This window comes from Salmonella sp. A1325, from assembly GCF_056991255.1.
The window spans coordinates 209,451-234,242 of record NZ_JAMLWO010000006.1; the positions used below are offsets into that span (position 1 = coordinate 209,451).

Below are 24,792 nucleotides of genomic sequence, written 5' to 3' on the forward strand. Positions count from 1 at the left end.
CTCCTCATGATTAGCCGACACGCGACCGGACGATAGCGAGTAACTGACGCACATCGTCCGCACGGGTGTTGCCGCTCACCTTATCAATAATCGAACTATAAATGTGAGGAATGATTTTGCTTACACCTGCATCAAGGGCGATGTGCAGAATCTCGGCGAAGTTTTCCAGATCGATGCCGCCCGTCGGTTCCAGCCAGAAATCATGGCGGGCGCAGGCCTCAGCCACCGCTTTATACTCGTCGCGACAGGTGAGTCCTCCCATCGGAAAGTATTTAACAGAGCTGCCGCCCATGTCTTTGAGTAGCGCAATCGCCGTTTCTATGGGTACGATGCCGTCCGGCGCGCGGCTGCTTAGCGGGCCGGTGGAAATTTTCACCAGCCCCGGCGTGCCGGTCGGCGAGACAAGACCGTTCACCACCGTCTCGTTTTGCCCCAGCAGCGCCCGGCTGGCCCCGACGCCGGTAAACACCTGGTTGACATGCTGCGGCTGTACCTGACGCGAGATTTCGCTCACCATCGCCGACTGGTTAGGATCGCCTGCCCCCAGTCCGACGGAGAGCGCATTGTCGATAAGCGCCGCATATTCACGCATATCCGCGACTGCGCTTGCCACATCCGGATAGTTTTTGGAGAGCACGCCAACCAGCACATGACCTTCCGCCGCCGCGTAGATTTCCCGGGCGTTATCTTTCGAACCGGCCAGTACGTTCAGGCAAACGCGATCGCGGTAAAAGTTAGGGGTCAGTTTCATGCTTGTTTCTCCTGATTAATCACCTCGCCAATACGACGCGCCACAATCGCTAACTGCGCGCGATCGACGCTGCGGACATCCGCTTCAATAATTCCTTCGTTGGCTTTGTATCCGCGAAAGTAAATCGCGTATTCCCCTTGCTTCAGCGCGTCGACCAGTTCGCCTGTGGCGATGCCGGTAACGGCTTCATCAAACTTAATTTCCGTGCGCGCGATGTCGCGTCCGGCGCTGTCCCACACCACACGGGCGCTGACGCCGTTAAACGTGTTCAACGTGTCGATAAAGGGCGCCATTTTTTCTACCATCTCCGCGCCGCTCTCTTTTTGCGCCCGCAGGTACAATTCAATGGCGCAGGTCAGGCCAACAATTCCCTCTTTGCCGACCTTCATCGCCCGGCCAATGCCCGCTGACTGACGTTTTACCCACTCAACATACTGCGTTTTACCAATCACCAGCCCGCTGGTCGGCCCTTCAATCGCTTTCGCACCGCTATAGATAACGAGATCTGCGCCCACGCGATAGTAGCACTGCAAATCTTCTTCCGCTGCCGCGTCCACAATCAGCGGGAGATTATGCGTGCGCGCCACCACCGCAGCCTGCTCCACGCTGAGCATACTTTTCTGTACGCAGTGGTGAGATTTGATATAGAGAATAGCCGCCGTGCGCGGCGTAATGGCCGCCGCCAACTGCGCAGCAGAACATTCGTTGGCGTAACCGGCTTCCACCAGTTTGCCGCCGCCCAGCGCCACCATCGTTCCCACCGGCGCGCCAAAGTTGACGTTGTGGCCCTTTGGCAGGACGATTTCGTTATTTTCAATCGGTGTAATGTGCAGGTTTTCCAGCAGCCAGTCGCGGTCCTGAACCAGGACCGCGGCAACCGACTGGGCAAGGCCCGCACTGGCGCAGGAGACTACCGTCGCCCCTTCCACTTCCAGCAATTTCGCAATGTACTCACCGGTTTTATTCACCAGATCTTTCATCTCGAAATACTGATTCATTCCGGCCATCGCCGCGTCTATCACTTCCGGGCGCGGCGTGGAGACGCCGAGCGCCGTCATACGTCCGGAGGCGTTAATCACCTGTTTTAATTGATACTTCTCAAAAATCGAAGGCATGTTCCGCGCTCCCCTGTTCGGTCATATAGCCCTTGCCTGCGCGTATCGCGGCAAGCGGCGTCAGCAATTCTTCAGCCTGTAAGCTGTCGTTTTCCGCGTCTACCAACACGGTGGGCTGGCGTTTAAGCGTAAAGAGGGTCAGGTCGGCATCCAGACCAGGCTGAAGACGACCTTTGGTTTTCAGATTCAGGCTATCGGCGGCATTGGCCGTCACGCACGCAATGACCTGCGGCAGCGACATGCCGATGGCGAGGAATTTCGACATCACATTAGCCAGCGAATGCACCGGGCCATTAATGCGGTTACGGCAGTAGATATCGGAACTGATGGTATGCGGTAAAATCCCCAGGCTAATGGCGCGTTTCGCCACCGCAAAGCTCAGACTGGCGGTACCATGTCCAACGTCCAGACGCACGCCGCGCGCCAGCGCTCGTGTCACCGAGGCGCGCAGCTCGCCTTCGGGCGTCAGAATACGGTTCGGCTTACCGTTGTAACAGTGGGTAATGATATCGCCCGCCGTCAGACGCTCCGCGATTTCGTCCAGATCCGGCGGGTTATTTCCAATATGTACCATCAGCGGCAGGTTGCCGTTTTCTTGCTGCATGGCTTTAGCGCGTTCCAGCGGCGTGATGCCGTTAACGCCTACCACGCTGCTGCTCATCCGCGCCTTGAGGCCGACGATAAAATCCGGATGGCGTTTTACCGCCTGCCGGACCGCATCGGCGTCAATATTGGCCATGTTAGCCAGCTCGTTTTGGGCAATAAGCCCAACGCGTGAAACATTCAGCAGCGCATAAACGTCGGTGGTCGCCTGACGCGTCAGAGCATAGAAATCATCAATATCATCTGCGCCAGTGCTACCGGCATCCACCACTGTGGTAACGCCAGTGGCAATACCCACGCTGTCCGGTTCGTCGTGGTAAATCGGTGATGTCGGGTAGCAGTGAACGTGAGAATCAATCCAACCCGCACTAACGTAACACTCGCCGCGCAGGTCAATGGTTTTCACCGCCGGGCCATCAACGTCACCCAACGCCGCGATTTTGCCATCTTGCAGGGCAATATTAGTCAGCGTGTCATCGACCAGACGCGCATGGCGCAGGAGTAAATCAAACATCGCTCTCTCCTTTGCCGGATGGCGGCGCAACCGCCTTATCCGGCCTACAAATCAACAGTTAGCTAATCGCAATCGGGAAGATGGAACCGAGGATCATCGCGCCTAAAATCGCGCCGCCGGTAATCGGCTTCTGCCAGATATAAAACAGCAGCGCGCCCACCAGAGAGCCCAGACCAATAGGAATCGATGCCGTCATGGCGCTGAGGATAATCAACGGCCCCAGAAAACGACCTGAAGTGTTACCGGCCCCCATCATGACGTCCGCCCCGTACGTGGAGTCGCTCTGATTGATGGTGAACTTACGCGCCAGAATAATGATGTAGCCAATCGCCAGGCCAATCACCAGACCGGTTATCAGCGAAGCGATAAAGTTCGCCACCGGGAAGACAAAGCCAGCCCCCAGCAGTAACGCCGGAACCCCTAAGCCCACGCCAGTCTGAATTGCCCCGCCGATATCCAGAATTCCGACCAGCGAACCTTCGATAATGCGGGCAAATAAAAAGCTGGCGCCGAAAGCGGCGACCGCGCCGTAGACGCCGGTATCCATCCCCGCTTTCAACATCGCCACAAAAGCAACTTCGTTAAATGCGCCGATACCGTACAGATAGTACATATGCGTCCCGGCGAAAACGCCGGAGGAGAGCAGACCAACAAAGATCGGGAACGACCAGTCGGCATACCAAAAACCTTTATTCTCTTCCATTGTGGCCTCCGTTATTTGCCGCTGAGCGAGTTGTGGATCAGTTCAAGCCAGTTCGGTACCGTCATGTTGAAAGACTCGATCATTTTCATGTCGAAGCCGCGGAAGAAGCCGCTCAACACAAACAGCAAAACGATGGCGACCATCATCACTTTGGTGACATGGTTCCAGCCGCTCTCTTCTACGCCTTTACCGATCAAAATACCCAGCACCAGCCCCGGTACGGCGTTCCCCATGATGAGCTGCGCCGCGCCGCCGAAAACGGTGGCCCAGAAGCCCGATTTTTTACCGGCGTCGATCGCCGCTAACCAGAAGATCACAGGCATGACGATGTTGACCAGCAGGTTTGCCGCCGGTACCAGCACCTTAACCGCTGTCACCTGTAGCGCTTCTGGCACGGATGAGGCGGTCAGGTTAAGGAACGTCACGACGATCATGCCGATGACGGCGCAGGCAATCGCCATTTTTTTCGGGTCGTGCAGCGTCTCGCCAACGTTACGGTTTTTGATCATGAGCGCCGCCGCGCCCCAGTTAGGGATGATGCGGTGATCGACATCCTGGGTGAACGATCCGGCCGCCACAGACGACGCCCAGGCGTTAAAGAAGAAACCCAGTCCAAAGGAGAAGTGAGATGCCGGGTCGCCTTCACAAGAGTTGAGTTCGCCCAACGTACGGAACGCGCCCATCCCCTGTGTGGTTGGCGCGTGAAACATGCGTGCAGCCCCAGCGCCCACCCCTACGCCGACCAGCGCGCCGATAATGAGCGATTTAATTAGTATTATCAGGAACATAACTATGCCTTTTTAATAAAAATCAGCGTTTCGCGACGAAATCCACCCTGTCGAGATTGATGGCGGTCACGTTGACGGTCACATCCAGCTCCACGCTGTAAGTGCGTCGTTCCCGGCGCAAAAAGAAAAACAGAAAGGCCTCTTTACGCACCGACTCATGCGCCTGAACAATCCGCACATCCTGTGGCTCAATACGCAGTAAGATATACGGCGACTCTCTCATCACCGCCGACTGAACATGGTTCAGCGCATCGGCAAAGGCGCGTGCTTTGGCGTCGCCCTTGCCTTTTACTCTCACCGTGGTGGTGAATTGCTCTTTCATCATCAGGCGCCGTATTTCTTTTGCCACGCCTGCACCAGGCGCTCGCCGAGCTCTTCTTTATCCATAAAGCCGAAACCCAACACGTTGCAGCCTTCATTGATAGCGGTGACGCCTTCATCCACTGACCGCATGCCATATTTGGCTTTGTAGCCATGCTTGTTTTGCGCGGTGATAGCGCCCGCGCCGCCGCTGCCGCAAAATGAAATGCCGAAGGTGGCGTTTTCCGCTTTCATCACATCGCCCAGCTTCATGTCTGCCGCGACGCCCGGTACGACGACCGCGCGACCGCCCGCTTTTTCCACGCCTGCCGCCACTTTCTGGCCTTTACCCAGGCGATCGCCAATCACGACGGTAATCTGTTCCATTTTTTGCTCCTTAGAGGTTGTCTTTCGCGACTTCAAAATGTACCGATAATAGCCAGGCTTCTTCGTCAGGAAGGTTGCCAAACGCCGCCACGATTTCGCGGGCGAGCGCCATTGATTCGGCTGAGATTTCATCAAACAAGCTGGCATCGACTTCCGGTAAAGGCTCGCCGGTAATTGACCGGTGCGCCATCGCGCGAACGTGCGAGGTCAGCATTTGCGTCTGTACCGCATTGGGGACAATGTGATGTCGCCCCAGCAGGCCATCCACCTGCGTTAACACCTGTTCAGCTAATTTGTTAATTCGCTCACCGGCATCGTGTTTTACTGCTCCGTTATCCACGCGTCTCACCCCGTTAATGGCAATGAGATAAAACTAGCGGCAAGGGTTAAAAGTTTGTAGCGAGTTATTTTCCACCTCGAAGTGGAAACGCGAGTGGGATAGGTGATCTGCGCCACAGAAAAGGCGGCATTAATGAATTATCGCCGGGAAAGTGTGAGATCTATCGCGGCATAAAGAGGAAATGGCGAAACAATGACGTTGTCGTATAAAGTGAGAAAGTGTGATGGGTATTACATTTTGCCGGATGGCGACCTGCGGATAAAGCGAAGCCGCCATCCCACAAAAATTAACGATACTTCTTATGATACGTATTGCGGGTGGTTTTTAGCGCTTCCGCCGCCGCTTTCGCTTCTTTAACGTTACCTTCGTTCGCCAGCTTCAGCGCGCCATCAATTTGGCCGACCAGAATGTCAAAACCGTGACGAAAATCCTTCATTTCCGGGCTATCCGGCGCTTTATCTTCCAGCTTTGGCGGCGTAGCTTTTTGAGCATCCAGCGCGGCCGCGCGCATTTTGGTTAATGCCGCTTTCAGTTCAGGGGCACTATCCGTTTTCTCAACAACTTTCAGGTTATCATTGAGAATATCCATATTATCTTCAAGATCGGCAGCAAAAACAGCCGAACCGAATACCAGCGATGACACAGCAAGAATAGCTAACAGGCTTTTACGCATTGCTCACTTCCTTTTTTATTATTAACGATAAGTGTAATACCCTGAATAATTCAAGTTGCAGGCAGCCAACGCGCCTGCAGCCTGAAGTATGACGGGTATTATTGTCCGGCGATTTTCATCTCCGGTAACAATACCGAACCACACTGTATATTACTGCGCGTTTCAATATCATCACCCACAGTGACAATATTACGCCACATCTCTTTTAAATTACCGGCAATGGTAATTTCACTTACCGGGTACTGGATTTCACCATTTTCAACCCAGAATCCCGCAGCGCCGCGGGAGTAGTCGCCGGTAATACCGCTGACGCCCTGGCCCATCAGTTCCGTCACCACCAAGCCGGTGCCCATCTCTTTCAGTAACTGCTCAAAGTTCAGCCCCTGCCCGGCGATACGCCAGTTATGAATGCCGCCGGCATGACCGGTACTTTTCAGCCCCAGTTTGCGGGCGGAATAGTTGGTCAGCAACCATTGCGTCAGTACGCCATCCTTCACAATGTCCCGGCGCTCTGTACGCACGCCTTCGCTGTCGAACGGTGAAGACGCCAGCCCTTTTAGCAGATGCGGGTGTTCTTCGATGGTTAACCATTCCGGCAGAATTTGTTTGCCCAGCGAGTCGAGCAGAAAAGTGGATTTACGGTATACCGCGCCGCCGGCAATCGCCCCGACCAGATGACCAAATAGCCCTGTCGCCACTTCATTGGCGAAAATGACCGGCGCTTTCATGGTGGAGAGCTTGCGCGGCGACAGGCGGGATAAGGTGCGGCGCGCGCACTCGGTCCCGACCCATTCCGGCGCTTGCAGATCCGCCATTGCCCGACCGATGGTGTAAGCGTAATCACGCTCCATATCGCCGTTCTCTTCGGCGATGACGCAGCTTGAGAGCGAATGGCGCGTGGAGCAATAGCCCTGCAACATGCCGTGGCTGTTGCCAAACACTTTAATGCCGTAATGGCTGTTAAAGCTCCCGCCTTCGGTATTGGTGATGCGTTTATCCGCCTTTAGAGAAGCCTGTTCCGCACGCGCGGCCAGTTCAATGGCTTCGTCTGGCGTAACCTCTGCCGGGTGGAACAAGTCCAGATCCGGCGCGTCAAACGCCAGCAGTTCTTTGTCCGCCACGCCTGCGCACGGGTCCGGCGACGTGTAACGCGCGATATCCAGCGCGGCCTGCACGGTACGGGCAATCGCCTGCGGGCTTAAATCCGTCGAAGAGGCGCTGCCTTTGCGGTTCTGGTGATACACCGTAATGCCCAGCGCGCCGTCGCTATTAAATTCGACATTCTCTACTTCACCATAACGGGTGCTGACGCTAATGCCGGTGGTCTTGCTGACGGCGACTTCCGCCCCATCCGATTTGCCTGAGGCTAACTCCAGCGCTGTCGAAACTGCTTCTTCCAGAATCTTACGCTGCGCTTCAACTTGTGAGATTACTTTCATTGCAAATGCCATAATGTAGAGAGAGTTTCTCTGAAGTCTAACAGAGAACCGTTTTTCAGTGCGCATCTTAACTGGTAACATTAGCCTCTTTTTTTAAGGAGCCTGACATGACAAAGCAGCCCGAAGACTGGCTCGACGACGTTCCCGGTGATGACATCGAAGACGAAGACGATGAAATTATCTGGGTCAGTAAAAGTGAAATTAAACGCGATGCCGAGGAATTAAAACGCCTGGGCGCGGAACTGGTGGATCTGGGGAAAAACGCGCTGGATAAGATCCCGCTGGACGCCGATCTGCGCGACGCCATTGAACTGGCCCAGCGAATCAAAATGGAAGGACGCCGCCGCCAGTTGCAGCTTATCGGAAAAATGCTGCGCCAACGCGACGTTGAACCTATTCGCCAGGCGCTGGACAAGCTGAAGAACCGCCATAATCAGCAGGTGGTACTGTTTCACAAGCTTGAGCATCTGCGCGATCGTCTGATCGTCGAAGGCGATGACGCGGTAGCCGAAGTACTGACCCTGTGGCCGCACGCCGATCGTCAACAGCTTCGTTCATTGATCCGCAATGCGAAGAAAGAGAAAGAAGGCAACAAACCGCCGAAATCAGCGCGTCAGATCTTCCAGTATCTGCGCGAGCTGGCGGAAAACGAAGGGTAATTTTACACGTTGGTAGCATCTGCCGGATGGCGGCGCTAGCGCCTTCTCCGGCCTACAGGAATGTACCTATTGTAGGCCCGGTAAGCGCAGCGCCACCGGGCATTTTTTACTCCACAACCAGTGCTTTTTTCGCCAGCCCATCCAGCAATTTCTGATGGATGCCGCCGAAACCGCCGTTGCTCATCACCAGGATGTGATCGCCAGGCTGTGCGGTTTTCACCACCATTTCCGCCAGCGTATCGACATCGCCACTCCAGTGAGCAGGCTGTACGCAGGCTTCAGCGACTTCCGCCACTTGCCACGGAATATGCGGCGGCTGCAGCAGGAACACTTCATCCGCACGCCCTAACGACGGTGCCAGGTCATCCTTGCATAACCCCATCTTCATCGTGTTAGAACGCGGCTCCAGCACTGCGATAATGCGCGCGGTGCCGCCCACTTTACCGCGCAGCGCCGCCAGCGTGGCCAGAATTGCCGTCGGGTGGTGAGCAAAATCGTCATACACCGTCACGCCGTTCGCTTCGCCGCGCAGTTCCAGACGGCGGCGGGCGTTAATAAATGACCCCAGCGCGCTGGCCGCTTCAGCGGGCGCGACGCCCACGTGGCGCGCGGCGGCAATCGCCATCAGACCGTTGTGCATGTTATGTTCGCCGACCAGGCCCCATTTCACATCGCCGACTTTTTCGCCGTCCAGCCACACTTCCCACTCGGAAGCATCCGTAGTCAGCTTCTTCGCCTGCCAGTGTCCCTGCTCGCCCACCAGCTCCTGCTCGCTCCAGCAGCCCAGAGCCATGGTCTGTTTCAGGTTGATGTCGTTTTCCGGCCAGATGATGCGCCCCTGCCCCGGCACGATGCGCACCAGATGGTGGAACTGCTTCTGGATCGCTTTCAGATCGTCGAAGATGTCGGCATGATCAAACTCAAGGTTGTTGAGGATCAACGTCCGCGGGCAGTAATGCACAAATTTAGAACGTTTATCAAAGAACGCGCAGTCGTACTCATCCGCTTCGATAACAAAGAACGGGCTCTCGCCCAGGCGCGCGGAAACCTCAAAGTTGCCCGGTACGCCGCCGATCACGAAGCCCGGTTTGTACCCGCACGCTTCCAGTATCCAGGTCGCCATGCCTGCGGTCGTGGTTTTGCCGTGGGTACCGGCGACCGCCAGTACCCAGCGGTCGCGCAACACAAAGTCATGCAGCCACTGTGGACCAGACATAAAGGGAATGTTTTTTTCCAGCACCGCTTCCACGCACGGATTCCCGCGCGTCATCGCATTGCCGATAATCACCAGATCCGGCTGCGGATCGAGCTGGCTGGCGTCATAACCCTGGATCAGATCAATGCCTTGCTTCTCAAGTAAGGTACTCATCGGCGGATACACATTGGCGTCCGAACCCGTTACTTCATGACCAAGCGAGCGAGCCAGCATCGCCAGCCCCCCCATGAAAGTGCCACAAATTCCCAAAATATGAATGCGCATACGTCACTATCCTTTTTTTATCTGCGAGCCATTTTACGCACATGTCTGGCAAGTGAGAAACGCATTTCAGGTAAATCTGTACTTTGCTGGCGCGATTCACCTGAGCGCATCATCTGAAATGTTTGTTAAGATTGTTACGGTCGCTTTACTCCAATCAATTGCAGGGAAAGTGTTATGAAAACGTTAGGTGAATTTATTGTCGAAAAGCAGCACGAGTTCTCTCAGGCTACCGGTGAGCTCACTGCTTTGCTGTCGGCAATAAAATTGGGCGCCAAGATCATCCACCGCGATATCAATAAGGCCGGTCTGGTCGATATCCTGGGTGCCAGCGGTGCTGAGAACGTACAGGGCGAGGTTCAGCAGAAACTCGATCTGTTCGCGAACGAGAAACTGAAAGCTGCACTAAAAGCGCGCGATATTGTAGCGGGCATCGCATCGGAAGAAGAGGACGAAATTGTCGTCTTTGAAGGCTGCGAACACGCGAAATATGTGGTGCTGATGGACCCTCTGGATGGCTCTTCTAACATCGACGTTAACGTCTCTGTCGGTACGATTTTCTCGATTTATCGCCGCGTGACGCCCGTCGGCACGCCGGTCACCGAAGAAGATTTCCTGCAACCCGGCAACAAACAGGTCGCTGCGGGATATGTCGTGTATGGCTCGTCCACCATGCTGGTTTACACCACCGGCTGCGGCGTACACGCTTTCACCTACGATCCGTCGTTAGGCGTGTTCTGTCTGTGCCAGGAACGTATGCGTTTCCCGGAAAAGGGTAAAACCTACTCCATTAACGAAGGCAACTACATTAAATTCCCGAATGGCGTGAAGAAGTACATAAAATTCTGTCAGGAAGAGGATAGTTCAACAAGTCGCCCTTATACCTCACGTTACATTGGCTCTCTGGTGGCCGATTTCCACCGCAACCTGCTGAAAGGCGGCATCTATCTCTACCCCAGCACCGCCAGCCATCCGCAGGGAAAACTGCGTCTGCTGTATGAATGCAACCCGATGGCGTTCCTCGCGGAACAGGCCGGCGGCAAAGCAAGCGATGGTAAAGAACGTATTCTGGATATCATTCCGGAAAGCCTTCACCAGCGCCGCTCGTTCTTCGTCGGCAACCGCCATATGGTTGACGATGTGGAACGCTTTATCCGCGAATACCCGGACGCGTAATCTTTACCACCATGCGGAATAACGCATGAAGCCGCCATTGGGCAATAACATGTCCGATGGCGGCGTTGCCTTATCAGGCCCGTGATTTTTTCGTTTCTTAACCTTTGTAGTTCATGCTCCGCAACGACGCGCCAGATGAGGCGGAAACGAAAACAAGCGAAGACTTTCGGCGTGAGTTGGCTATAATACTCGCCACTTGTTTGTCATAAATTCAAAGGAAACAGACATGAGCTTACTCAACGTCCCGGCGGGTAAAGAACTGCCGGAAGATATCTACGTCGTTATCGAGATCCCGGCTAACGCAGATCCGATCAAATACGAAGTTGACAAAGAGAGCGGCGCGCTGTTCGTTGACCGCTTCATGTCCACCGCGATGTTCTATCCGTGCAACTACGGTTACATCAACCATACCCTGTCTCTGGACGGCGACCCGGTAGACGTTCTGGTCCCGACGCCGTACCCGCTGCAGCCAGGCGCCGTCATCCGTTGCCGTCCGGTTGGCGTACTGAAAATGACCGACGAATCCGGTGAAGATGCGAAACTGGTTGCCGTACCGCACACCAAACTGAGCAAAGAGTACGATCACATTAAAGATGTGAACGATCTGCCGGAACTGCTGAAAGCGCAGATCACTCATTTCTTCGAGCATTATAAAGATCTCGAAAAAGGCAAATGGGTGAAAGTTGACGGTTGGGACAACGCCGAAGCGGCTAAAGCGGAAATCGTTGCCTCCTTCGAGCGCGCCGCGAAGAAATAAGTCCGCTTTTACATAATCGTCAAGATAAAGGCTCTCATAGTAATGAGGGCCTTTTTATTGGCTAATGAATAGAACACAATTTTTATCATTATTAATTTAACATTCACGGAATGAATAAGACTTTACCTGATTTTTTATTAAAAAGGGTTGAATACGCTCACGGTTTCTCTAAAAAGCTTAAGATAATAATTGTTTTGTGAATGCCCCCAGACTCCCCTGGACTTACGCCCTAAATATTAGCAAGCGCTAAATTCTTATTTAGTGCATAAGCCCGATTACCTTTTTAATAAGGTATCCTAAGCTCTCCCTACCAATAATTGTATTTTTAATCCAACATAACATCCGCTCAAAACACACTTTTTAATATATTTTTAAGGGCTGCCATAATTATTTACTACTTTAAGAGATTATGATGAAAAATGATATATTAATTACCGGTGGACATATCATCGATCCCGCTCGTAATATTAATGAGATTAACAATTTACGCATCATTAACGATATTATCGTTGATGCCGATAAATATCCTGTAACTTCGGAGACCCGGATTATCCATGCCGACGGCATGATCGTCACTCCCGGTCTTATCGATTATCACGCGCATGTTTTTTATGACGCGACGGAAGGCGGCGTCAGGCCTGATATGTACATGCCGCCGAATGGCGTCACCACCGTCGTGGATGCAGGTTCTGCCGGTACGGCAAACTTTGATGCCTTCTACCGAACGGTGATTTGCGCCAGCAAAGTTCGAATCAAAGCGTTTCTGACCGTGTCGCCGCCGGGCCAAACCTGGTCACAAGAAAATTATGATCCTGACAATATTGATGAAAATAAGATCCACGCGCTGTTTCGCCAGTATCGCAATGTTCTTCAGGGATTAAAACTCAAGGTTCAGACTGAGGACATTGCTGAATATGGCTTAAAACCGCTGACTGAATCCCTTCGTATTGCCAACGATTTAAGGTGCCCCGTGGCAATACACTCGACTCATCCCGTCGTTCCCATGAAAGAACTTGTCTCCTTGCTACGCCGCGGCGATATTATCGCTCATGCGTTTCACGGCAAAGGTAGCACCATTCTTACTGATGAAGGCGCTGTCTTAGCCGAAGTCCGTCAGGCAAGGGAAAGAGGCGTTATATTTGATGCCGCCAATGGTCGCAGTCATTTTTCAATGAACACGGCACGCCGGGCCATCGCCAATGGCTTTCTTCCGGATATCATCAGTAGCGATCTCTCAACCATCACTAAACTCGCCTGGCCTGTTTACGCCTTACCATGGATTTTATCGAAATATTTAGCACTCGGCGTCGCGCTTACCGATGTCATTAACGCCTGTACCCATACCCCAGCAGTTTTAATGGGTATGGCAGCAGAAATTGGTACGCTGGCCCCTGGGGCATTTGCCGATATCGCCATCTTTAAATTAAAAAACAGGCATGTTGAATTTGCCGATATTCATGGTGAAACGCTCACGGGGACGCATGTGCTGGTACCACAAATGACCATAAAATCCGGTGAGATATTATTTCGTCAAATTGATTTTGGCGCGCGGCCAAACGGAGTTGAAAAATGACCTCAATGCAAAAATGGCTACGGATCGGCGCGACATTAATGTTCGGCCTTTTTGTTGCTTATCTTGACCGTTCTAATCTTTCCGTTACGTTACCTACGATTACACACGACCTGAATATTGATGGCGCAACGGCCAGCATTGTATTAACCATATTTCTTATTGGCTATGCCTTTTCAAATATTTTTGGCGGCGTATTTACCCAGCGATACGATCCGAAAAAAATAGTCATTCTGATGGTGCTAATCTGGTCGATTGCGACCGTTTTTGTCGGATTTACCTCGTCAGTGTACGTTATTTTGATTTGTCGGCTGGTGCTTGGCATTACCGAAGGCATTTATTGGCCGCAGCAGTCCCGCTTCGCCAGCGACTGGTTTTCAGACAAAGAACGGACGCAGGCGAACAGTATTATCCAGTATTATGGACAGTTCCTGGCATTAGGCCTGGGATTTATGATTTTGTCCCCGCTGGATGCTGCCTTCGGTTGGCGAAATGTTTTTATTATCACTGGTGTGATCGGCATTGTTGTTGTAGTTCCACTTTATATAACAATGCTGAAAAAACAGGAAGAAGCGCCTTATTATCGTGCGCCGGCGCCAACAGAGAAAACTAAGCTTACCCTGGAATCGCTGGGCGGAACCCCCTTCCTACTTCTTATTTTTACCTACATCACTCAAGGGATGTTGTTCTGGGGAATTACGTTATGGATCCCCATGGTTGTCAATTCTCTCGGCTATACCGGATTCAGTAAAGCATTGGTCAGTTCTCTGCCTTATCTGACTGCGGTTATACTGGCAATCCCTATCTCATGGATCAGTGATAAGACACAAAAGCGTGTACTTATTGCTTCACTGGGCCTACTAATCCCCGGCGTGATGTTATTTCTCCTGCCATTTGTCGATGCGCCGGGCTTTAAAATCACGCTCATTACCCTGGCGATGGGTTATTATGCCGCCAGCTTTACCCCCAATATCTGGTCGATTATCCAGTCGAACGTTAAACCCCATGCGATTGGCCCAGCCTCCGGTATTATTAATGGCATCGGCGCTGGCGGCGGCGGTACGTTGGCAGGCCTAATGGTCGGCTATTTTTACCGGACAACTGGCAGCTATATGCAGGGATTTATGGTTCTTGGATGCATTGTTATCCTGGGCGGCGCGTCATTATTGATCTACGGCAGAATAAGAGCTCACCATGCCCGGCGCTAGCGCCATCAGCCAGAATGTAAAAAAACAACGCCACCCGAGGGTGGCGTGTTCAGTTCAGGTCTGGTTTCTGTCTAACCAGTCACCGCTTTCAATCAGAGTTAACCCATCAACAGGACGTTGATATACATACATCCATGCGCTGCCGTAAGGCGTCTGGATTAACTGGCGTGCGTATTCACCGCCCCTGGTGCGCAAAGCATCAAGTTCGGCCAGCGTGGCGTTATCAATTCGATAAACTTCACCGTATACCGCTCCGTTTCCCGGAACTGCGCCTGGATAGTGGCCCAGACTATACAACTGGTAGTTATCGATACGGTAATCGCCAAGCAATTGGGCATTGGTCATCCAGTGACTGTTGCCTTGTTTCTGTCGTAAACTGCCATAGACAAATATTCGCATTGCTAAAACTCAAACTGATAGAGCAAATCAAGTGCCTGATCTACGCCAGACACTGCTTCCAGATATAGCTTAGGCATCAGGCGATAACGTAACGTGAGCGTCGCCAGAGAGTCAAATATCCCTACACCATACTTCACCTGTAGACCCGGCAGTACATAGCCGCTGACCACAACCTGAGACGAATCGCCCACCCCTTGCGTGTCCAGCGCCAGATTACTTACGCCGAATGTCTCTCCGATTTTACCCACAACCTGACCACTTTGCGCAACCCCCAGGCCAATAAGCATGGAGGTCATTGCTGCGCTATCACTCTGATTGCTGTCCAACCCCTGCCCACGCAGCAGATAAGAAAGCGCTTCAGCCTGCGGCATCGCCGGATCGGAGAAGATTTCCGCTTTGGGTTCATCAGCAGTGCCTGTGACACGCACGCCCGCAATGACATCGTCTTCGGTGGCGTCAGGGTTACGGATCGCTTCGATATTGAGCAGCGGCTGATCCGGCGGGCCGGAGAACAGCAGCTCGCCTTTACGGACAAGCAGGTCCTGGCCGTAGGCGCGGAATCGGCCGTCAGGAATATTGATTTGACCATTCAGCCCCAGCCCCTGCTTATCCTGCGCGACTTTCAAATCGCCGGTCAAACGCGCTTTAAGCCCGAAGGCGTCGATGCGCACATTGTTGCCGACGTGGACCGTCAGATTACTGTTGATGGGAATAGACGCTGTCTGCGGCGTTTCTGGTTGCAGGTCATTGTTGAGCATAACCACATCGCTGGAGACGCCGACCGCGCTCTCCGGCAGGTCGTGCACCACAATTCGCGCCCACGGAACGTCCACACGCCCATCCAACGTGAACAGCGAAGGCGTCGCGTCAAAGACCACATCCGGCGAGACATCCAGGCGCACCATCGGCGGAACGGTAATCCGCACCCGGCTGCCTTTCGCCGTCACCCGCGCGCGCCAGTTGTCAATCTGACTCCAGTCGGCGTTGCCGTTCAGGTTAATTTGCCCTTGTTGTGTTCGCACGATACCGGCGAGCGTCGAACGCGTCCCGCTAAAGTTCATGGTGAGCTGGCTCGGCTGCATCTCAAACGGCATAAAATTACCGTCAATATCCAGCGCGCTAAGCTGCAACTGACCAAACAACTGCGGGCTTTGTACATCGCCGCCCAGACGTAGCCTGGCGTTTAACATTCCCGCCGCTTTTTCGCCGCGCGAAAAGACAGGGTTGACCATCGCCAGATTGAGATTGCGCATGTTGACGTTACCGCCGAGATTGCGCCGCCCCTGAGGATCGGTTACCTGCACCTGGCCATCGAATTGACCATTGTTCGTCAGGCGAATCAGCCATCCCAGCTCGGCGCGATTATTGTGCAGATCGGCGCAGAGGTTCAGCGTCTCAAATGCGACCGGTAACGGCGCGTCATTGACGGTCTGCGTGACCTTCACGTTACGACCGGAAAGCGTGACCTTCCCCTGCGGCAATCCCTCCTGGGTGGTATCCCACGACACGTCCGCTTTCCCGCTAAAGATCCCGCTGGCCTGAGTGGTATCAGGCATAAATGGCTTCAGCATCGCCAGATCAAAGCGGTTGAGATTGACCACCGCCCGTCCTGCGGCACCCGCATCAATGGTTTGCGGGATGCACAGCTCGGCGTTCGGGTTCAGCCAACAATGCGGTCCGATACTGATTTTCTGTTCTTTATTACGGTAGTCCAGCGCAATCGCGCGGGTCAACGACCATGGCCCCACTGGCGTCTGGAAACGGGTGTCGCTTAACGTCCCTTTCCAGCGCGCCGCCTCGCGATCAAAACTGCCTGTCAGGGAGAGTTGACCGGATACCGGTTCTCCCTGAACACGGAGCTGTAGCTGATGCTGCTTCTCGCTGCCTTTGGCGTCAAGCGTCACCAGATTGATGTTAACGTCGGGTTGCGAAATCCGCTCTACGCGAACGTTGAGATGGCCCGCTATCTGATCGGTGGATTTAATATCGCCCTCAATGCGCGCCTGGGCGACAGACAGCTCCTGCCAGCGCAAGCCGCGGGCGGTGATATCCGCCAACAACTGCGGCGCTTCTACCGTACCGCGGACTTTAACGATTCCTTTTGCCATGCCGCCCAGCCCTGGCAGCGCATTATCCAGCCCTGGCGCATCGATGGCGGCGTCAAGATTCAGCTCCTTAACGCCAAGCTCGCCTTTTATATCGGCGCTGTTTGGGCCCAGCGCAAGGTGCAGCCCCGGGATCGTCCACTGCATGTAGCTGTTGCCCTTTAGCGTCCCGTTGACGTTAACGCTGTTCTGCTTCACATTGCCGGTCAGCTTGAGTTCCGGGACATCCATCTGCCAGGTGCCGCCGTAGAGGCTGCCTTTGGTTTTCATGACGCCGTTAAGCTTCGCGGGCCAGTCCGGGATCTCTTTAGCGGTATTGATGCCATTCAGCGTCAGTTCGCCACGCCAGCTAATCGCCTGCTGCCAGTCCACCAGCGCTTTCAGTTCGGTTTTTCCCTCCAGAGCGGCGACGGTGAGTTTATCGAGATTAATCTGCCGCTCATTCCCTTTAGCATCCAGCGTAATGGTCGCCGGCGGAATATCTTGTCCTTTCACGGCGGTTCGCATCGACAACGTATAGTCGGTCATCTTACCGCTCAGTTTGAGCTTCAGATCGTCAGCCTGAAACTGGGTATCACCCGTCAATGGCCAGGCAATACGTTGGCTGACGACCTCAAGATTGAGCGGTAAACCGGCCTCCGCCAGCCGCGTCTGGGCGCGAAGCGCGACATCCATCGGCCCGGAAAGATTCACCCCGACCTCCAGTTGTTCGCGTAGCGCGCCGCCGACCTTGAGTTTTATCTTTTCACCCTTTAGCGGATCGATATTCAGCGTACTGTTGAGCGTAATATCAACCGGCCAGTTATTGGCGAGCTGCGCCGTACCGGAGGCTTTCACCGTGCCCTGGTTGGCGTCGATATCCAGCGTATCCAGCTTCATATTACCGTCGATACTGCTGACTTTAAGCAGCATCGTGCGCACCGTCAGATCGGTATCGCCGGTGATGCGTAGCTGCTCGCCGCGAAATGACTCGATATTCAGATTGAGCGGCAGGTGAACATCGGTCATCTCCGGCATTACTGGTTTTGCAAACAGATCTTTTAGCGTTTCGCCAAGCGGCTTTTCATCCGGTTGAGGTTTCTCGATTTTGGGTTCAACCACCTCTTCCTGCGCCACGTCAGCGACCTTCGGCAGCGCGATCAGCAATCCCTGAAGCCGCGTCGGTTTCAGGGTCAGGTTTTTCTCCTGCCATGCCAGCCCGGAGGTAAAATCCAGCACCGAAACGGTAGTGTCATCAATCTTGATATTGATGTTATTCAGCGCCACGCGCGACAGCGTGATGGGCCAGGGGGTGGAGAGGTTCAGCGGTCCGCTTTCTTCCTCTTCTTGCGCCGGTTCGGAAGGCGGCATTTTTTTGCTGTCGATAGCGACATTAATGTCTTTTAACGCCAGATCATTGACGCACAGGCTACTGCGCCACAGGCAATCAAGCCCGACGGCCAGATGAATTTCGCCCGCATTCACCGCAACGCCCGGCTGCTCATAGCGGATATTTTTTAACGATAAGTCCCGCCAGCCGCCGGTGACCTGCCCAATCTCCAGCCCCGGCACCCAGCGGTTCGCCGCACTGAATACCAGATGCAGCCCCGTCGTCGTCCCGACCAGAAACGCAACGCTCGCCAGTAACACCACAATGAAAATCAACACGCCGAGGCTTATTTTCTTCCATAAACTCATAATTCAGGCCCCAGACCGATATAAAACTGTAAACCGTGTTCGTCTTTGTCGCCGACCGGTACGGCAAAATCGAGTTTGACAGGCCCAACCGGCGACGCCCAGCGCACGCCGACCCCGGTCCCGGTTTTGAAATCGCTACGGCGAATATCACTCACCGCCTCGCCGCTATCGACAAACACTGCCCCCCACCATTTGCCGGTGACGTTATACTGGTACTCCAGCGATCCGGTTGCCAGTTTTGAGGCGCCTTTAAGATTGCCGTCGCTATCTTTAGGCGAAATAGATTTGTATTTATAGCCGCGAATACTGCGGTCGCCCCCGGCGAAGAAACGTAAATCCGGCGGAACTTTGTCGAAATCACCGGTTTCTATCCAGCCCAAATTGGCGCGCATCACAAAACGGTGGCGATCGTACAAAGTCCGAATCCAGACGTTTTGCGCCTGCAGCACGGAGAAATCCACGTCGGAGCCCCAGGCCGTATTCGAATAGTCTACCGAGTAGCGCTGCGAATCGCCCCAGGTTGGCATCAGTCCCCCTCGCGAGCGGGTTCGGCTGATCATCACGCCCGGGTAGAACAGCATGGTGGTATTGGTGACGTTCCCCTGGGTAAAGTGGTCGAAACTCCAGCGCAGGTTAATCGCCCGCTGCCAACCGCTGGAAAGGTCCCAGTAACGCGACACGGCAAGCGTGGTCGAGTCCTGCTCCGTATCATTCAAATCGGTACGTTTAAAACCGCCCTGTACCAGATAGTATTGCTCCAGCGGGTTTTTCAGCAGCGGCATTTTATAACTAAAATCCAGCACCTGTTCCGGCGCAGAAATACTGGTGCTGGTGGTCAGGCTATGACCGTAGGAGTTCATCCACGGTTTTTTCCACGACGCTTTCACGCGCGGCCCGACGTCGGTGGAGTACCCCACCCCGGTTTCAATCGTGTTTTCGGTTCGCGGCGATACCACGCCTTTTAACGGCAGAATTTTTGTTTTACGCGATTTCTCAAATTCCGGCGCCACCACGACAGAATTAAACCATCCGGTAGCGGAAAGTCGGCGGTTTAGTTCCGCCAAATCTTTCGACTCGTACTCATCGCCCTCTTTAAACGGCAACAGATTTTGTAAATATTCATCACGAATCTGCGAACCTTCGAAGGTGACAGGCCCGAAGCGATAGCGCTCACCGCTATCATAATCAATATCCCAAAACGCCTGATGACGGCCCAGAGCAATTCCCAACTGACTTTTAACGAATTCGCTGTCGAAATAGCCTTTACGTAGCGACACGCTGGTTAACGACTTTTTAAAATTGTCATAGTCTCCCTGGTTCAGCACCGTGCCGATTGCCGGACGCGTTTTCAGTAAGGCCAGATAATCTTTGTCCGTGCGCGCGCCGCCGCGTAAAATGACTTCTGTACCGCCAATCAACACCGGCTGGCCGGGCGTAACCCTGGCGATTAATACCTGCCGTCCTTTCGCAGGCGGTGGAAGCAAGTCGAATTTGATAGTGGGTTCGTAATAGCCTAACGCTTTAAGCCCTTCGCGAATCGCATCATCAACTCGGGCGCGAAAGCGCCGATCCGGCGTCACCTCATCGCTCTGAATCGTAGAGAGCTGTGCGCGAACGTTTTTTTCCAGCTCTCCGGATAGCCCTTCGACTTTCAGACGAACATTTGCGGCTACCGCAGAACTGCTCAGGCACAGTAAGCTAACCCAACATAACTGACGGATATGTGGCACATTTTCTCCTGAATATCCCCTATTCCCACCCCTGGAAAAAATCACACTACCGCTCCGCGGCTTAACATAAAATCAACAATTTCGATTGAAAAGCAGACGACTGCCCAAATATTTCTTATGGTTAAATCCAGATACATTAATGTTGTTATTGTGTGCAAAGATGCGTCTCGTTACAACCTTAACGCCAATTAACGCTTTCGGGAGAATAGCTCATGAGTTTATTTGATAAAAAACATCTGGTTACTCAAGCAGATGCGTTACCAGGACGCAACACCCCGATGCCGATCGCCACTCTGCATGCGGTAAATGAACACTCTATGACCAATGTCCCTGCCGGGATGGAGATCGCCTACTTCGCTATGGGCTGTTTCTGGGGCGTAGAACGTTTATTCTGGCAATTGCCCGGCGTATATAGCACCGCGGCAGGGTATGCAGGCGGTTACACGCCTAATCCAACCTACCGGGAAGTCTGCTCCGGGCAGACCGGTCATGCCGAAGCGGTACGGATAGTGTACGATCCTGCCGTTATCCGTTATGAGCAGCTTTTACAGACCTTCTGGGAAAATCACGATCCGACGCAGGGGATGCAACAGGGTAACGATCACGGTACGCAATACCGTTCTGCGATTTATCCCTTAACGCCGGAACAGAATGCCGCCGCTCACGCCAGTCGCGAGCGCTTTCAGGCGGCAATGGCCGCCGCCGGAGACCATCGCCCTATTACCACGGAAATCGCCCATGCGACGCCGTTTTACTACGCCGAAGATGAACACCAACAGTATCTGCACAAAAATCCATACGGTTACTGCGGGATTGGCGGGATCGGCGTTTGCCTGCCGCCTGACGCGTGACGACGCTGGCGTAGGGGGAACTTGTCGGAGTTGAAAATGAACCCTCTGGCGACTTTACAGTAGCTTACGCTATACTAGCCCTGAACTTATCGGCTCACTGCTACGAGCCGGTTTTCATTAAACGTTACCACACGGATTTATAAACTTCCCTTCCGAGGATCTGGCGTTTCGCCGGATAAGATATGTTAAACAGTATATTCATTATATTCTGCCTGATCGCTGTAAGTGCGTTCTTCTCCATCTCCGAGATCTCGCTTGCCGCATCACGTAAGATTAAACTTAAGTTATTAGCTGATGAAGGCAGTATCAACGCACAACGCGTATTGAAAATGCAGGAAAATCCCGGCATGTTTTTCACCGTTGTGCAAATTGGCCTGAACGCCGTCGCTATTCTTGGCGGTATCGTCGGCGATGCGGCATTTTCGCCCGCCTTTTCCGCCCTTTTCTCGCACTATATGTCGCCAGAACTCTCCGAGCAGCTGAGCTTTATTCTCTCTTTCTCGCTGGTGACGGGGCTGTTTATCCTGTTCGCGGATTTAACCCCGAAACGCATCGGTATGATTGCGCCAGAAGCTGTGGCTTTGCGTATCATCAACCCGATGCGCTTCTGCCTGTTCGTTTTTCGCCCGCTGGTGTGGCTGTTTAACGGCATGGCAAACAACATCTTCCGCCTGTTCAAAATTCCAATGGTGCGGAAAGACGACATTACTTCTGATGATATTTACGCAGTGGTGGAAGCCGGCGCGCTGGCGGGCGTCTTGCGCAAGCAAGAGCACGAACTGATTGAAAATGTGTTTGAACTTGAATCCCGCACCGTACCGTCTTCCATGACGCCGCGCGAAAGTATCATCTGGTTTGATCTGCACGAAGACGAGCAAAGCCTGAAGAAAAAGGTCGCCGAACATCCGCACTCAAAATTTTTGGTGTGTAATGAAGATATCGACCACATCATCGGCTATGTAGACTCCAAAGATCTGCTGAACCGCGTGCTGGCGAACCAAAGTATGGCGCTGAATGGCGGCGTGCAAATTCGCAATACCTTGATTGTGCCGGATACGCTGACCCTTTCTGAGGCGCTGGAAAGTTTCAAAACGGCGGGCGAGGATTTCGCGGTCATTATGAATGAATACGCGCTGGTCGTCGGTATCATTACGCTGAACGATGTGATGACCACGCTAATGGGTGACCTGGTCGGCCAGGGACTGGAAGAGCAAATTGTGGCGCGCGATGAAAATTCCTGGCTGGTTGACGGCGGCACGCCGATTGACGACGTCATGCGCGTGCTGGATATCGATGAGTTTCCGCAATCCGGCAACTATGAAACCATTGGCGGCTTTATGATGTTTATGCTGCGCAAGATCCCAAAACGCACTGATTCAGTGAAGTTTTCCGGCTACAAATTTGAAGTGGTGGATATCGACAACTACCGTATCGATCAGTTGCTGGTGACGCGTCTCGACAATAAAAGCAACGTACCGGCGCCGAAACTGCCCGATGCGCAAGGTAAAGAAGACAGCGCGGCCTGAAATCCGTTTGCCAGAAACATCAACGGCTCCTGATTCAGGAGCCGTTTTTTTTTTACTTTTTTAACCTACTGCATAGCACTTTTGGTTACGCCATCTCAGTTTGCAGACGCATAACCTGACGGTTAACTTCAGACATCACAGACAAGTGCTGCTTGTCTCTCACTTTTGGGATAAGAATCTTACCCTTATCGAACTCAAAAGCGCCAACATCCTTGATATATAACCGTCCACGGAACAGGATCTTCACGTACTTCGCCACCTGTAGCGGGTTGTAGCGTTGGAAAATTTTCATTGTTGTCTCCTGCAGAGTATTACGCCCTTGCGGTGCCACAATCGGCCCAACAGTTTTAAGGCGCAAATTTTAATGCCATATGACTATAGACCATATCTACGTCGTTTCCAGTGTGCATAAGTATATTTACCTTTTGATTACAGTTATTCAGAATTATCTAAACATCAGCTCATTTTTCTCAGTATATGCCTTCATTTTTCACAGGAAGTGTGCGCCCGCCCGCAAACTGGCATCCCCTTTGCGGGAAAAAGCATCAATCGCACATATGATTAACTATCGGCCCAAAGTGGTCGGATCACCTGCAAAAAAATAAAGAAGGAATGACCATGACCCTACGTAAAATTCTGGCGATGTCGTGTCTGCTACTCCCCATAATGGCTTGTGCGCATAACCTTGAAGTTAACCAACGGGTGCCGCCGGTAGGCATTGCCGACCGTGGCGAACTGACGTTGAATAAAGATGAGTTTAGTTATAAAAACTGGAATAGCGCTCAGCTGGCGGGAAAAGTGCGCGTCCTGCTGCACATTGCGGGTCGAACGTCAGCGAAGGAAAAAAACGCCACGCTGATTGAAGCGATTAAATCCGCCGGGCTTCCGCATGACAGATACCAGACGACCACAATTGTGAACACCGATGATGCGATCCCAGGCTCCGGTATGTTCGTGCGTAGCAGTATAGAAAGTAATAAAAAGCTCTACCCGTGGTCGCAATTTATTGTCGACAGCAATGGCGTGGCGCGTAACGCCTGGCAATTAAAAGAAGAGGGGTCCGCCGTCATCGTGCTTGACAAAGACGGTCGGGTTCAATGGGTGAAAGATGGCGCGTTAACCCAGCAAGAGGTACAGCAGGTGGTCGACCTGCTGCATAAGCTCCTCAGTAAATAGTCACCCGGAAGCCGGGGTTAAGGAACGATTCACGAGGGGTATAGTCCAGCGTTTTTCCCTGCCAGTCGTGAACGTGCGCTCCGGCTGCAACGGCAATGGCATGACCAGCGGCAGTGTCCCAGACGCTGGTCGGCCCAAATCGGGGGTAAAGCTGCGCCTGGCCTTCCGCCACAAGGCAGAATTTCAGCGAGGAACCAATAGAGGTAGTCTGATGTTCGCCAAGCTGTTGGAGATATTCGGTGAGTTCATCATCCGTATGCGAACGGCTAATCACCACCAGCGGCGGGCGGGCATCCCGGACCTGAATCTGCTTACGCACCCCGCACTCCTCTTTCCAGGCCTTACCTTCCGCCGCGTAGTACATCACTTTCAGCACCGGCGCATAGACAACGCCCAACACCGGCTTGCCCTGCTCAATCAGCGCGATATTGACCGTGAATTCGCCATTGCGCTTGATGAACTCTTTGGTGCCGTCGAGCGGATCGACCAGCCAGTAGCGCTGCCAGTGCTGGCGCACTTCCCAGGCAGGCGGATCTTCTTCTGAAAGCACCGGAATATCCGGCGTGAGCGTGCGTAACCCTTCGAGAATCACGGTATGTGCGGCGATATCCGCCGCAGTGACTGGAGAATCGTCCTGCTTGCGGGCGTACTCCATCGGTTTGGCTCCATCATAAACCTGCATAATGGCATCGCCCGCGTTCCGTGCAAGCTGGCATACTTGTTCTAACATTCTCCACCTCTTTATGACGGGGGCGTTAACTCGTTGTTTTACTTATACCCGATCGTTAAGGGTTCCGCCAACTGTGATACCGTCTGCGGTTTTGATAATACCTTTCATGGCATGATTCACCCTTCTGTGAACACTCGC

24 protein-coding genes are annotated in these 24,792 nt (G+C 53.2%); 8 read left to right on the forward strand and 16 right to left on the reverse strand.

What is annotated here, in order from left to right:
* Positions 1–10 precede the first annotated feature (10 nt).
* The 10 genes from dagF to pmbA all read right to left on the reverse strand — a co-directional run bounded on the left by dagF (position 11) and on the right by pmbA (position 7,625).
* Positions 11–751: a 2-dehydro-3-deoxy-phosphogluconate aldolase gene (gene dagF / locus NAZ64_RS14050; RefSeq protein WP_023229489.1), complete on the reverse strand. Its 741-nt coding sequence runs from the start codon at positions 749–751 to the stop codon at positions 11–13.
* A complete protein-coding gene (locus tag NAZ64_RS14055) occupies positions 748–1,866 on the reverse strand; it encodes a DgaE family pyridoxal phosphate-dependent ammonia lyase (protein ID WP_483640968.1) in 1,119 nt (372 codons plus the stop codon). Before NAZ64_RS14055 ends, dagF begins: the two co-directional genes overlap by 4 nt.
* Complete coding sequence (locus tag NAZ64_RS14060; protein ID WP_023194698.1) at positions 1,850–2,983, reverse strand: amidohydrolase/deacetylase family metallohydrolase; 1,134 nt, start codon at positions 2,981–2,983, stop codon at positions 1,850–1,852. The genes NAZ64_RS14055 and NAZ64_RS14060 overlap by 17 nt, the downstream gene beginning before the upstream one ends.
* Positions 2,984–3,041: 58 nt before the next feature.
* Positions 3,042–3,686, reverse strand: coding sequence for a DUF4310 family protein (locus NAZ64_RS14065; RefSeq protein WP_000392127.1), 645 nt, complete (start codon positions 3,684–3,686; stop codon positions 3,042–3,044).
* A gap of 11 nt (positions 3,687–3,697) precedes the next feature.
* Positions 3,698–4,474 (reverse strand): DUF4311 domain-containing protein, encoded by a 777-nt coding sequence (locus tag NAZ64_RS14070; RefSeq protein WP_000478578.1) that lies wholly within the window; start codon positions 4,472–4,474, stop codon positions 3,698–3,700.
* 22 nt (positions 4,475–4,496) lie between these two features.
* Positions 4,497–4,799 (reverse strand): DUF4312 family protein, encoded by a 303-nt coding sequence (locus tag NAZ64_RS14075; RefSeq protein WP_000975187.1) that lies wholly within the window; start codon positions 4,797–4,799, stop codon positions 4,497–4,499.
* The gene (locus NAZ64_RS14080; protein WP_000435389.1) at positions 4,799–5,161 is read right to left on the reverse strand and encodes an SFCGS family glycine-rich protein; all 363 of its coding nucleotides are present in this window, start codon (positions 5,159–5,161) and stop codon (positions 4,799–4,801) included. Before NAZ64_RS14080 ends, NAZ64_RS14075 begins: the two co-directional genes overlap by 1 nt.
* 10 nt (positions 5,162–5,171) lie before the next feature.
* Entirely contained in the window at positions 5,172–5,510 is a 339-nt protein-coding gene (locus tag NAZ64_RS14085; RefSeq protein WP_077908845.1) for a glycine dehydrogenase, read from the reverse strand.
* 277 nt (positions 5,511–5,787) lie between these two features.
* Positions 5,788–6,174 (reverse strand): cytochrome b562, encoded by a 387-nt coding sequence (cybC, locus tag NAZ64_RS14090; RefSeq protein WP_001232231.1) that lies wholly within the window; start codon positions 6,172–6,174, stop codon positions 5,788–5,790.
* A gap of 98 nt (positions 6,175–6,272) precedes the next feature.
* Positions 6,273–7,625: a metalloprotease PmbA gene (gene pmbA, locus NAZ64_RS14095; protein ID WP_000852997.1), complete on the reverse strand. Its 1,353-nt coding sequence runs from the start codon at positions 7,623–7,625 to the stop codon at positions 6,273–6,275.
* A 95-nt stretch (positions 7,626–7,720) separates the two neighbouring features.
* Here pmbA and yjgA point away from each other — a divergent pair, with 95 nt between their 5' ends.
* The gene (gene yjgA / locus NAZ64_RS14100; RefSeq protein ID WP_000166287.1) at positions 7,721–8,272 is read left to right on the forward strand and encodes a ribosome biogenesis factor YjgA; all 552 of its coding nucleotides are present in this window, start codon (positions 7,721–7,723) and stop codon (positions 8,270–8,272) included.
* A gap of 106 nt (positions 8,273–8,378) precedes the next feature.
* Here the strand turns inward: yjgA and mpl are convergent, their stop codons facing one another.
* Positions 8,379–9,752 (reverse strand): UDP-N-acetylmuramate:L-alanyl-gamma-D-glutamyl-meso-diaminopimelate ligase, encoded by a 1,374-nt coding sequence (gene mpl / locus NAZ64_RS14105; protein ID WP_001219832.1) that lies wholly within the window; start codon positions 9,750–9,752, stop codon positions 8,379–8,381.
* Between the two features lie 174 nt (positions 9,753–9,926).
* Here mpl and fbp point away from each other — a divergent pair, with 174 nt between their 5' ends.
* The 4 genes from fbp to NAZ64_RS14125 all read left to right on the forward strand — a co-directional run bounded on the left by fbp (position 9,927) and on the right by NAZ64_RS14125 (position 14,460).
* Positions 9,927–10,925 carry a class 1 fructose-bisphosphatase gene (gene fbp, locus NAZ64_RS14110; protein WP_000853764.1) on the forward strand — a complete coding sequence of 333 codons (999 nt, stop codon included), beginning with the start codon at positions 9,927–9,929 and terminating at the stop codon, positions 10,923–10,925.
* A gap of 226 nt (positions 10,926–11,151) precedes the next feature.
* Positions 11,152–11,682 carry an inorganic diphosphatase gene (gene ppa, locus NAZ64_RS14115; protein WP_000055079.1) on the forward strand — a complete coding sequence of 177 codons (531 nt, stop codon included), beginning with the start codon at positions 11,152–11,154 and terminating at the stop codon, positions 11,680–11,682.
* 409 nt (positions 11,683–12,091) lie between these two features.
* Positions 12,092–13,255: a metallo-dependent hydrolase gene (locus NAZ64_RS14120; protein WP_000977208.1), complete on the forward strand. Its 1,164-nt coding sequence runs from the start codon at positions 12,092–12,094 to the stop codon at positions 13,253–13,255.
* Positions 13,252–14,460, forward strand: a complete 1,209-nt coding sequence (locus NAZ64_RS14125) for an MFS transporter (RefSeq protein WP_000203131.1) — start codon at positions 13,252–13,254, stop codon at positions 14,458–14,460. The genes NAZ64_RS14120 and NAZ64_RS14125 overlap by 4 nt, the downstream gene beginning before the upstream one ends.
* Positions 14,461–14,514: 54 nt before the next feature.
* On the opposite strand, the gene NAZ64_RS14130 is transcribed toward NAZ64_RS14125, so the two are convergent.
* From NAZ64_RS14130 to tamA, 3 genes are read right to left on the reverse strand one after another with little or no spacing between them, the layout of a single operon-like run.
* A complete protein-coding gene (locus tag NAZ64_RS14130; RefSeq protein ID WP_220569457.1) occupies positions 14,515–14,859 on the reverse strand; it encodes a gamma-glutamylcyclotransferase family protein in 345 nt (114 codons plus the stop codon).
* 2 nt (positions 14,860–14,861) lie between these two features.
* Positions 14,862–18,641, reverse strand: coding sequence for an autotransporter assembly complex protein TamB (gene tamB, locus NAZ64_RS14135; RefSeq protein WP_483640969.1), 3,780 nt, complete (start codon positions 18,639–18,641; stop codon positions 14,862–14,864).
* Complete coding sequence (gene tamA, locus NAZ64_RS14140; protein WP_001120237.1) at positions 18,638–20,371, reverse strand: autotransporter assembly complex protein TamA; 1,734 nt, start codon at positions 20,369–20,371, stop codon at positions 18,638–18,640. Before tamA ends, tamB begins: the two co-directional genes overlap by 4 nt.
* A gap of 212 nt (positions 20,372–20,583) precedes the next feature.
* Here tamA and msrA point away from each other — a divergent pair, with 212 nt between their 5' ends.
* Together msrA and paeA are read left to right on the forward strand one after the other, a co-directional pair.
* On the forward strand, positions 20,584–21,222 hold the full coding sequence (gene msrA / locus NAZ64_RS14145) for a peptide-methionine (S)-S-oxide reductase MsrA (RefSeq protein ID WP_000051466.1): 639 nt from the start codon (positions 20,584–20,586) through the stop codon (positions 21,220–21,222).
* Between the two features lie 182 nt (positions 21,223–21,404).
* Positions 21,405–22,748, forward strand: coding sequence for a polyamine export protein PaeA (paeA, locus tag NAZ64_RS14150; protein ID WP_000934970.1), 1,344 nt, complete (start codon positions 21,405–21,407; stop codon positions 22,746–22,748).
* 85 nt (positions 22,749–22,833) lie between these two features.
* On the opposite strand, the gene NAZ64_RS14155 is transcribed toward paeA, so the two are convergent.
* On the reverse strand, positions 22,834–23,040 hold the full coding sequence (locus tag NAZ64_RS14155) for a DUF1107 domain-containing protein (RefSeq protein ID WP_000689229.1): 207 nt from the start codon (positions 23,038–23,040) through the stop codon (positions 22,834–22,836).
* A gap of 326 nt (positions 23,041–23,366) precedes the next feature.
* On the opposite strand from NAZ64_RS14155, the gene NAZ64_RS14160 reads away from it, so the two are divergent.
* Positions 23,367–23,924, forward strand: coding sequence for a YtfJ family protein (locus NAZ64_RS14160; RefSeq protein WP_000175302.1), 558 nt, complete (start codon positions 23,367–23,369; stop codon positions 23,922–23,924).
* Here NAZ64_RS14160 and cysQ read toward each other — a convergent pair.
* The gene (gene cysQ, locus NAZ64_RS14165; RefSeq protein ID WP_000893398.1) at positions 23,914–24,654 is read right to left on the reverse strand and encodes a 3'(2'),5'-bisphosphate nucleotidase CysQ; all 741 of its coding nucleotides are present in this window, start codon (positions 24,652–24,654) and stop codon (positions 23,914–23,916) included. The two genes, NAZ64_RS14160 and cysQ, sit on opposite strands and share 11 nt — an antisense overlap.
* Between the last annotated feature and the right edge of the window lie 138 nt (positions 24,655–24,792).